Here is an 11067-nt window from a genome sequence, read left to right on the forward strand (position 1 = left end):
GCCCCAGGGGAAAAAGGGAGAACTAACCTTACACACTTTTTCGGACACTACCTGATTTTCCTTGTCTTGCCATAGTTTTGTATTGTTTTACATTACTGATATACAAAATAATCAATTGATATACAATAGAATAAATAAAAAGAAAGAGCTTGATTTATTGTGCAAAGGTCTCTTAATGATATACATAAGCTATTCCGGAGTGAGATATTACGACTCATAAAAACATCAAAAAGCAAGGGAGCTTCAGAGATTATCCCTGAAGCTCCCTACTGTTAGTATAAATGTAATGTCGAAGTTAGATCTTTCGGAGGATGTACATATCAGCCATCTCACCTTCAACTACAGCACCATCAGCATTCAACACTGTAATGGTACCTTCACCCAACAAATACATTTTCTTTTCACCAGATTCTTCAACTAATGTGAATTTAACTCCATCTTCCGCCCATTCAATAACACCACTTGCATCCACAACAGTATCAGCATTGATGTATTCCTCCTTAGAAGCGAAAGTGTTATCTTCGTTCAAGGAGATTGTAACCTTGACTCCTTCACCAGAAGCTGTTGGGAGAACGCCCTCATATGTACCAACCCATGCTTTTGCTTCCGCCACTTGCTCAGTTTGTTCAACCTGTGCATTCTCACCATCAGTAGTTTTCTTTGCAGTACCTGTACAAGCTGCAAAAGCCATAAGGGCAACAAAACTCAAGCCCAAAAGTAAACTCTTTTTCATAATCAATTCTTTTTGTTACACTTTGATGAAACTCAATATATGGGATCAAATTTAGCAATAAATATTATTTATAGTGCATCTAGGGGTATAATTTACACAGAGAGCCCTCATGACTCAGACAAAAGGTCTTAATCACCAAAGCGTTTGATGAGTTCCTTAGTCGTAATTACAGATACGATAGTTTTACCTGATGGAGAGGTCAAGTAATTAGGTATTTTCATCAATTTTGAGATCACCTGAGATGCGTCTTCAGCTGTAAACATAGGACTCTCATGTTTCAGACGAAACTCCGTGAGAGCTGTGACAAGCCGATGATGAATAACCTCCTCACTACTCTTGTCCACAGAGCTGCACTCGTCAAGTATTTCAAGAAGCAATTCACCCTCATTACCTGCAGGCATACCATAAGGGATAGCATTGATCGCATATGAACTTTTTCCCATTTCCGAGATATCAAAGCCCAATAATTGAAGTGAATCACGGTAACTGTCAAGAATACGAGCCTCCTTAATACCAAGATCAATAAGCTCAGGAAAAAGGAGAGGACTAGAGATAATGTTTTCCCGGCCAATGGCATCCATATATTCTTGATAGATAATCTTGGTACGAGCACGATAAAGATGCACAATAAGCAACTCTTTATCTCTAGAAATAATCCCATACTCACCAAAAACTATCACCTTATCTCCAGGAAGCAATATTTCTTGCGGTTCCGGTTTTCCTATCATAGACGAAGGGATAAGCATAGATGATCCGACAGTCACAGATTTTGGGACAGTAGCAGAGGAAGGACGATCGATGAGGATACGATTGGCTTCAAAACTGCGATAAAACTCATCCCAATCTGATATCTCAGGCAGTTGAAATTCTTTGGGCAAGTCGCTGAATACAGGGAGAGAATAATTCTCATCTTGCTCGCTCTCAGAAGAGGAAGATGTCAAGTAAGCTCCCGAACGCCCCCCCCCATTTATACGAGAAGAGACAATGGGAGGCTCATTCATATCACTTATGTCCATAGGCACAAATGTCGGGATATCGACAGGATTATCCTCATCAAAATTAATTGATGGTACCGCAGCACCCTTCATTAAGACTTCACGCACAGCAGAGTACAGAATCTTGCCGATATCGCTCTCTGCCTCAAACTTAATTTCAGTCTTGGTCGGATGAATATTAACATCTATGCTTGATGGCTCAACATCGAAAAAGATAAAATATTCAGGTTGATCTCCCGCGGGAATCATGCCCTCATAAGCATTCATGACAGAGCGATGAAAGTATGGATGGCGCATAAAACGTCCATTGACAAAAAAATGCTGCTGAGCTCCCCTCTTACGAGAAGAAGATGCTCTCCCTATGAAACCTGTAATGTTAACAAGGGGAGTATTTGTCTCAAGGCTCAATAAAATATCTATGAAACGTTTACCGAATATGTCTATCACACGTTGCTTAAGGGAAGTTGACTCCAATTTCAGCACCAACTGATCATTGTGAGTAAGGGTAAAGCAGGTGCTTGGATGGACTACAGCAACACGCTGTACCTCCGTAACAATGTGCTTAAACTCGGTATCATCAGCCTTTAGAAACTTCCTACGTGCAGGAATGTTGAAAAAGAGGTTCTTTATGGAGAAGTTGGCTCCCGGGGAACAGACCACGGGAGAAGAGTTGATGACCTTTGAAGCTTCTATCTCAACTCGTGTTCCCATATCTGCATCATGGGGCTTTGTTTGCAAGACAATCTGAGCTACAGCGGCAATAGAAGCAAGGGCCTCTCCACGGAAGCCCATTGTCGTAAGTGAAAACAAATCATCTGCAGTCTTTATCTTAGATGTTGCATGGCGTTCGAATGCCATACGTGCATCCATAGGAGCCATTCCCTTACCATTATCTATGACTTGGATAAGGGTCTTACCTGCCTGCTTTATCTCAATGACGATCTCTGTCGCACCCGCATCTATGGAGTTTTCGACCAACTCCTTTATGACAGATGCAGGTCTCTGTATGACCTCACCCGCAGCGATTTGATTGGCTATATTATCGGGTAATAGATTGATAATATTATCCATAGCTCTTTCAGCGCAGGTACATGTATACGAAAAGGACCGCAAGCAAGACCGCAACGAGGATTAAAACCCAAGTCCGAGAGTTTCTTTTCTTGGAAGCCTCCGGATCATTGGCATACTTCCGAAGATGCTTGGAAGCCTGATGAAACGATCCTCTTATGTTCTCCTTCACGTCTTCAGGCCTGAGGGTATCGTCACCACTGAGTTCACGACGTGCCTTTTCGACTTTGCGCTTCAATTCCTCTTTTTTCTCATCAGTGTACAAGGGCTTGTAGTTAAAAGCCTTTGGTTTCCTTAGATTGTAAAATTGAAATATACCCATGGTGACGACTGCTGAAATAACATTACCCCTTACGCAAAAACTCGGTCCTCAAGACGATAGCTGAGCCGTCGATTTTACAATCGACAAGTTCAGGATCCTCAGTAAGACGGATACTCTTGACCTTTGTTCCCTGCTTGATTACCAAGGAAGAGCCTTTCACTTTCAAGTCCTTGATGACTGTCACCGCGTCACCGTCAGAGAGAAGAGCTCCGTTACAGTCACGAGCAACAGAGTCGGCCTCTGCAGTCAAATAGTCATCAGATGTAAACTCATATCCACAGTCTGGACATATATAACTCGTACCATCATGATAAGTATTATCCATCTTACACTGAGGACATTGTGGGTATTCCGTCATATCGATATGCTTAAATTTATTATGAAGATTATGATACAAAGATAAGTTTTCGATTTCAAACTATCCTCATCGAATATCAATATATGGAGACAGACGTAGACTGTCATCCTTACTAAAGACAGATGAAGCCATGATCTTTTCCCATGTCAGGGGAGGATCCTGCACCAAAATATCTGTCAATACACGTCTGTGTTTATATGATAGATAAGGATGTCGAGGTATGCTATCAACAAGGATCGTCATCCGACGAACGCCGGTACGGATCTGCATGAATGGCGATATTTTGTTATATTTTTCCCGATCCATGCCATAAACCTCTTGTAACTGCTCGACACAATAGTAACCTCCAAGTAGTTCTCTATACTTGACAATCCTCCGAGCAAACGAAGGTCCGATGCCCGGAATCCGTTGAAGGAGCAGTGTATCGGCCGAATTGAGATCAACAGTGGCTCCAGGCTTCATTTTAGTGATAAAGCCCCCACCCTTTGTCGGAGGTCCGGGATATTTTGGGGTCCGTACCGGAGGAGGCTCACTCCCTCTTTTCTTTGGAGGAGGAACGGACTCCGACTCAATAAGGAAGATGCTGTCGCCATTGATCTGGTCGGCGACGATCACTTCCGGAGTCGGTGGATCAGGCTCAGCCTCACTCTTGTTGAACCACAGAAATATGAGGAATATGGAGTATAGTACCATGATGATAAGTAGGGCTTTGCGATCGTCTCGATTCAGCCTGAACCAGTCCCTCATAGTCCTGGGATGTGTTCAACGATGAGACCATCCTTGAGCCGTATGACTCTGTCTGCAAAGGCCGAAAGAGTATCATCGTGAGTTACGATAACAAATGTCTGTTGGCGTTCATCCCTCAACTGTCTGAGTATCTTATGCAATTCCTCCTTATGATCACTGTCCAATGCTCCGGAAGGTTCATCTGCAAAGATAAGCACGGGGTCATTGATAAGAGCACGAGCCACCGCAACACGCTGCTTTTCCCCCCCACTGAGAGCATTGGGCTTATGTGTCAATCTGTCAGAAAGATTAAGAGCTGCCAAAAGTTCAGAAGCCTTTGCCATAGACTCCTTCCTACTCTTCCCTCCGATCATAGCGGGCAAAGCGACGTTTTCTTGTGCAGTAAACTCCGGTAACAATTGATGAAACTGAAATACAAATCCTATATTTTTATTTCTAAAATCCGCCTGCTGATTACTCGTCATGTTGCTCACAGACTCTCCGAGTATCCGTACTTCTCCACTATCAGCACTATCAAGTGTACCGAGTATCTGCAGCAGGGTCGTCTTTCCCGCACCGCTGGCACCGATGATAGCCACAATCTCCCCTCTTTTGACTTCAAGGGAAATTCCCCTGAGTATCTGCAAGGGACCAAAACTCTTGCAGATATTGTATCCACTTATGACGATTTCACTCATTATTCGATATCCTGCTTCATGAGGGACTCAAGCACCTCGTATGCAACGAAACAACCAAAAGCTGCCGGCATATGTGCAATAGTCCCTGATATAGACTTCTTATTCTGCTCTCCGTCAGTCTCCATTGTAGACTCTCTGTCGGGCAACTCTGTTGAATAGATGACCCGGAACTTTGTCGGGACACCTATCTTCCTCAATTTCTTTCGCATCATGCGAGCGAGAGTACAGTTGATTACCTTGTCTATCCTACCTATCTTAATCTCCCTTGGGTCTACCTTTGCAGCAGCTCCCATTGAAGACACGAACGGAATTCCTTTTTCCTGCAAAGACTTGATAAAATGAGCCTTTGGACTCAATGTATCTATAGCATCCACGGCAAAATCATAATGAACTGCATCCAAGAGACTATCGGTGATCTCATCACGGATGAAAGTTTCGTGTACATGGAGAATCACATCAGGATTGATAGCCTTCAGACGCTCCTTCCACAGGCGAGCCTTTGATCTGCCGATGGTCTCATGTGTAGCTATTATTTGTCTGTTGATGTTTGATGGCTGTACAGTATCCGAGTCTACTATGGTAAGTTCGCCGACTCCTGATCTTACGAGCAACTCAACAGCATAGCCTCCCACTCCTCCAAGTCCGACGATAAGAACATGCTTTTTTGCCAACACCTTCAGGGCCTCATGCCCAAGGAGCATCTCTGTACGATTGAATGTCTCAGGATGTCTCTTCATTGTCACAGAGTATCCTCCTTTCTTTGCCTGTAAATACGATTATTTGCCATTCAGATTTTTTTATTCAAAAGCCAAGCTTCTTTGTCCGAAAGATACGACAATTTGGTCAAAATCTAAGGAAGATTTTGCTCAAAGGACTCAAAAACACTTCAGAATTTACTTCCCAAAAGAAGGTATACAACCCTCAAAATCGATGTGTCTAACTTGATTCATCAAGATGCCTACCTTGATGTCGCAAGTTAGACAACCTTTTTAGCATGCCTCACATCCCAAGTCCGGGTATAAAAATTCTTGATAATCTAAGCGACTTAGAGCGCAGAAGCATGAGGTAAATACCATGGTCAATATTGATTATTATACGTACTTTTGTAGTAATACTAAGCACTAATCTGAAAAAGAGATAACTATGCTTCGATTTCCCCAAGCAAAGATAAATATAGGGTTAAATGTCATCGGTCGGAGGAGCGATGGGTATCACAATTTGGAAACAGTCTTTTATGCGATCCCATTCTGTGATGCTCTGGAGATCATAGAGTCCAAAGAGATGCGAATAGACTTCGGGGGCTGTGACAATCTGTGTGATCCGCAAACCAATCTCGTGTGGAAAGCCTATGACTTACTGCGCCAACAACACAAATGCTCTTTGCCCCCTGTGGAAATTATCTTGCGCAAGCAGATCCCTTCAGGAGCAGGCCTGGGTGGGGGATCCTCCGATGCATCTATGACACTTTTGATGCTTCGAGAAATGTTTGATCTCCCCTTTGATGATGAAGAATTAAAACAGCTGTCCGGTCAATTGGGAGCAGACTGCCCATTCTTCATCAATCCGACACCACACTATGCAGAGGGAATAGGAGACAGACTGACGCCCATAGACCTGGATCTATCGGGTAAACACCTATATCTCATCCTTCCCGGAATCCACATTTCTACGAAAGAGGCTTACGCAGAGGTCTCCCCCCGATCATCAAGCCATGATCTGCGAAAGTGGCTACAAAGCCCCATAGGTGAGTGGAGAGATTATGTCAAAAATGATTTTGAAGAAGGCGTTTTTGCACGACATCCCGTATTAGGAGAGATCAAGGAGTCACTTTACCTACAAGGAGCAGAGTATGCGTCTATGAGCGGTTCGGGATCTACGATGTACGCACTTAGCAAGTCCCCCTTGGACATATCCAAATTATCTGAAAAGTATATAACCAAACACTTTATTTTATAATCACATTACCGAAATGAATCTACTAACCAAGTTATTTATCGCAGGCCTTGCAGTGTCCGCACCCTCGACAGCATTGGGGCAGGATACTGCAAAAGCAAAGCCTGACACACTGAACATCAGAGAGCTCAGACAGTATAGTACCGTAGAGTTTCGCACTCCATTCATGAGCGACAGTATCGATGTACAAGGGCAGAAATACAGTAACAAAAAAGACTTGTCTAACAGCACTTTCATCAATAGAAAAAGTAACAATAACGGACAAGTAAAAAAAGCAAATGAAAATGGCTTTTTTACCGATCGACGCATAGAGAAAAATGACTCTTTGGCCTCGTACATCACCACCTATACGACCAACATCAGCAGTCCCAACTATGAGAAAGGGACTCTGCTCATAGAAAGTTCAGTGCCTTTCAGGGCTTTCTTCAATGGCTCACAGATAGCGCAATCAAATGCCAACATGCCCGCAAGTGCGATCAAATCTCCTGTAACAGCACCTCTGACGATCACCCCAAAAGACCATGAACTCGTAATTCAAACCGTCCAGAGTACCAAGGATACCACAGATGTCGCAATCCGTGTCCGTTATGTACCCTCAATAGAGAAAGAGTCAGGCATAACAGCCACAACAGAAAGGATCAGGCACATTGATCTGAACTTCATGTTGTATGGCAGCAGTCTGAGCAAGGTATCTATATCTCCATCAGGACGATATATGATCATGGGAGAAAGAGAATATGTAAATGGCAAACATAGAGTTAAATACTCTCTTTACAAAGGCAACAAGAAGTTACGCGATCTTGGCACAACAGGCGGAGAGGCATGGTTGCCAGGAAGAGATATGCTATATTACTCAAGACAAGTAGCAGAGGGGAGAGAACTTGTGGCATTTAACCCTGAAACGATGGAAGAAGAGGTGTTGCACAGTTCTATACCTTCAGGAGATTTCAGGATATCAACCTCGGGAAACTATCTCATCTACCAACAACAAAAGGAAGGGCCTAAAAAAGGCAAACACGCCACAAGAGTTATGGGACGTGGAGATAGACAGGAAGGCTTCAGAAACAGGGCTTTCATCTCCCTTTTTGATCTAAATTCAGGTCTATACAGACCTATTACTTTCGGTCACAGATCGACAGGAGCACACGACATGTCAAGAGATGACAAAAAGATACTCTTCTCTGTATCTAAAGAAACCAACAAAAGACCTTTCTACACATCTGATTTCATTGAATTGGATATTACTACAATGAAGGCGGACACTCTGTTTGCCAATACTTCGAGCATCAGTAGCGTGTCATACACATCCAAGGCCGGAGTATATCTTATCCAAGGCTCTGCAGATGCTTTTGGAGGGATCGGACGCAACCTACCTGAAGGAGCCATAGTAAACACCTATGATGGTCAATTATTCCTTTATGACAAGAACAGCAACAAAGCTACTGCTCTGACCAAAAACTTTGATCCGGCGATTGTTGGTGTAAAGCAGACAACAGAGCAGTTTGTGGCATACTTTACCGCTGAAGATGGAGACAAAGTAAGTCTGTATCGTTGTGACCTTGCGACAGGGAAAATCACAAAATTGTCTACAAAGGAGGATGTTGTTCGTAGCTTTGACGTATCCAACGACGGTAAAACGGTTGCGTACGTAGGGCAGAGTATGAATAACTCTGATCGTTTATATCTGATCTCAGGCCGTAACAATAAGGAAGAGCTTATCTATGACCTCTCAGCACTCAAGCTAAAAGATTATAGGATTGGTGAGGCCATGGAGTGGAACTTCACTATGCCCAACGGAGACAAAGTTCCGGGAAGATACTATCTCCCTCCGAACTTTGATGAAAATAAAAAATATCCGATGATCGTGTACTACTACGGTGGTACTTCTCCAACTCCTAGAACATTTGAAGGCTCATACTCTCCACATCTTTATGCGGCACAGGGATATATCGTACTGATCGTAAATCCAAGCGGAGCTACAGGTTACGGACAAGAGTACGCATCTCGCCATGTGAACGCGTGGGGTAAACGTACAGCAGACGAAATCATAGGGTCGGTCAAAGGGTTCTGTGCAACTCATTCCTTTGTCAATGACAAAAAAATCGGTTGTATGGGAGCAAGCTATGGAGGCTTCATGACCCAATATCTTCAGACCGTAACGGATATTTTCGCAGCGGCAATAAGCCATGCGGGCATCAGTGCGATATCATCTTATTGGGGTGAAGGTTTTTGGGGCGTAGGCTACAGCACCGTCGCAAGTGCAGATAGCTATCCATGGAACAATCCGGAGCTCTATGTTCGTCAAAGTCCCCTCTTCAATGCAGATAAGATCAACACTCCTCTTCTGTTGCTGCATGGGACGGTAGATACCAACGTCCCTGATGGAGAAAGTGTACAGATGTACAACGCATTAAAGATCCTCGGAAAGGAAGTTGAGTTTGTACGTATATACAATCAAGACCATTTCATTCTTGAGACGCCCAAGCGTATAGAGTGGACCAACTCCATCTTTGCATGGTTTGCAAAGTGGCTCAAGGATGATCCCACATGGTGGAATGACATGTACCCTAAGGTAAACCTGTAACAAAGGGTTCGTTAGTCATTCGTACTTGTGAATGATCGAAACAAACTTATCTGTTTGACAACAGTAATGCAACCAAGTTGTAACTTTGTGCATATAGCTTTGCACTGTAAACTAATCAACTTAACGAAAAAACAATGAGAAAAATCATTTACACACTATGTTCCCTCTGTATTGCAGTCTCCCTCCAGGCTCAAGAACAGACAGACGGATCAACTGTCAAAAAGGTTCAGCAACGGATAGAAAACATATCTGCCCTCAGCAAACTGAAGATCTCCGGCTATATGCAAACCCAACTACAAGTGGGCCAAGAAAACAGCGCACTCAAAGTCGGAGATAAGCGTGGAGCTGCTGAGTCAGAGACTTGGAACAGAATAGGTGTACGTAGGGGACGTCTCAGGGTTACCTACACAGAGGGACTATTTACCGGAGTTTTTCAATTTGACGTTAATGAGAAGGGAGTTGGTGTCAGAGATGCTTATTTGGGGGTCAAACTGCCCAAAATGGGAAGGAGCAATATCGTAGCCGGAGTTATCAATAGGCCATTCGGTCACGAAATAGAATACTCTTCATCCCAAAGAGAATCACCGGAGCGTTCCTTACTTTTTGAGACACTCTTTCCGGATGTTAGAGACGTTGGAGGGGGCCTGACACTCCAAGCTTCTGAAAATTCACCCATCAGTTTCCTCAAGTTCGAAGCAGCTCTTGTAGCCGGGAACGGGATCAAAAAGGAGACAGACAGCAGATTGGACTTTATCGGAAGCCTTTTGGCAGAAAAAAAATTAAACAACAATGTCAAGGGGGCATTCGGGATCTCTTACTACAATGGAGGTGTCTATCAGGGCACAGACAAAGTCTTCAAGATCAAAGACAAAAGTTTTGTTGCCGAAGCTGATGCAAAAAACATGGGCAAATATGCGAAGAGGGAATACTTCGGTCTCGAAGGTCGCATCAATATCAACAGCGCACTTGGTAAGACGCTGCTAAGCGGAGAGTACCTATGGGGACAACAACCCGGGACTGAAGGAAGTAGCAAAAGTCCCAATTCGTCTACACTTTATGTTGGGGATACCTACCTCCGTCGATTCAGTGGCTGGTATGCAATGCTTGTACAAGACTTGGGAAAACTCCCGGTCTCAGCAGTTCTCAAGTATGAAAACTACGATCCCAATACGGAAGTGGCAGGCAATGAAATCGGGAAAGGCAACACCAACAAGGCTGATATCTCATACAATACGCTTGGTGGAGGTCTTATCTGGAAAATAACATCCAGCTTCAGAGCCCAAGCATACTATGAGATAGTATCCAACGAAAAAAGCAATAGTCTGAGAGGCTACGAAAGTGATCTCAAGGATAATATCTTTACGCTTAGGTTACAATACAAATTCTAAATTCCCCAAAACAGTTTTGGGCGAAGAATGGCTCTTATAATCATGGTGTAGACATTCCTTTTGTACACAAGCCTAAGCTCTCCATAAATAACAAACAATCCTTCGAGGGGGCGTATGTCATGATATCTGTTCAGACATACGCCCCCTCGAGGTCTATGATATGGAGTCGAATATATCAGTTAAAACATACTCTAAAAAAGGTTGTCTAACTTGATGCATCAAGGTAGGCATATTGATTCATC

10 protein-coding genes are annotated in these 11067 nt (G+C 43.5%); 3 read left to right on the plus strand and 7 right to left on the minus strand.

Annotated elements, in window-relative coordinates:
• Positions 1-295: 295 nt before the first annotated feature.
• The 7 genes from Q4A14_RS07940 to Q4A14_RS07970 form a co-directional block, all read right to left on the minus strand.
• The gene (locus tag Q4A14_RS07940; RefSeq protein ID WP_303171255.1) at positions 296-733 is read right to left on the minus strand and encodes a copper resistance protein NlpE; all 438 of its coding nucleotides are present in this window, start codon (positions 731-733) and stop codon (positions 296-298) included.
• Between the two features lie 128 nt (positions 734-861).
• Positions 862-2799 carry a DNA mismatch repair endonuclease MutL gene (gene mutL / locus Q4A14_RS07945; RefSeq protein WP_303171257.1) on the minus strand — a complete coding sequence of 646 codons (1938 nt, stop codon included), beginning with the start codon at positions 2797-2799 and terminating at the stop codon, positions 862-864.
• A gap of 7 nt (positions 2800-2806) precedes the next feature.
• Positions 2807-3118 (minus strand): hypothetical protein, encoded by a 312-nt coding sequence (locus tag Q4A14_RS07950; protein ID WP_303171259.1) that lies wholly within the window; start codon positions 3116-3118, stop codon positions 2807-2809.
• A 22-nt stretch (positions 3119-3140) separates the two neighbouring features.
• A complete protein-coding gene (locus Q4A14_RS07955; RefSeq protein ID WP_303171260.1) occupies positions 3141-3476 on the minus strand; it encodes a zinc ribbon domain-containing protein YjdM in 336 nt (111 codons plus the stop codon).
• Between the two features lie 66 nt (positions 3477-3542).
• Positions 3543-4223: a ComEA family DNA-binding protein gene (locus Q4A14_RS07960; RefSeq protein WP_303171262.1), complete on the minus strand. Its 681-nt coding sequence runs from the start codon at positions 4221-4223 to the stop codon at positions 3543-3545.
• The gene (locus Q4A14_RS07965) at positions 4220-4891 is read right to left on the minus strand and encodes an ABC transporter ATP-binding protein (protein WP_303171269.1); all 672 of its coding nucleotides are present in this window, start codon (positions 4889-4891) and stop codon (positions 4220-4222) included. The genes Q4A14_RS07960 and Q4A14_RS07965 overlap by 4 nt, the downstream gene beginning before the upstream one ends.
• An 8-nt stretch (positions 4892-4899) precedes the next feature.
• Positions 4900-5637: a tRNA threonylcarbamoyladenosine dehydratase gene (locus tag Q4A14_RS07970; RefSeq protein WP_303171264.1), complete on the minus strand. Its 738-nt coding sequence runs from the start codon at positions 5635-5637 to the stop codon at positions 4900-4902.
• 406 nt (positions 5638-6043) lie between these two features.
• Here Q4A14_RS07970 and ispE point away from each other — a divergent pair, with 406 nt between their 5' ends.
• From ispE to Q4A14_RS07985, 3 genes are all read left to right on the plus strand, one after another.
• Complete coding sequence (gene ispE / locus Q4A14_RS07975; protein WP_303171265.1) at positions 6044-6856, plus strand: 4-(cytidine 5'-diphospho)-2-C-methyl-D-erythritol kinase; 813 nt, start codon at positions 6044-6046, stop codon at positions 6854-6856.
• A 13-nt stretch (positions 6857-6869) separates the two neighbouring features.
• Complete coding sequence (locus tag Q4A14_RS07980; protein ID WP_303171266.1) at positions 6870-9437, plus strand: prolyl oligopeptidase family serine peptidase; 2568 nt, start codon at positions 6870-6872, stop codon at positions 9435-9437.
• 134 nt (positions 9438-9571) lie between these two features.
• Positions 9572-10825 (plus strand): hypothetical protein, encoded by a 1254-nt coding sequence (locus Q4A14_RS07985; protein ID WP_303171267.1) that lies wholly within the window; start codon positions 9572-9574, stop codon positions 10823-10825.
• Positions 10826-11067 lie beyond the last annotated feature (242 nt).

Origin of the sequence: Porphyromonas sp. (assembly GCF_030529325.1) — a bacterium.
In the GTDB taxonomy this organism is placed as follows: Bacteria; Bacteroidota; Bacteroidia; order Bacteroidales; family Porphyromonadaceae; genus Porphyromonas_A.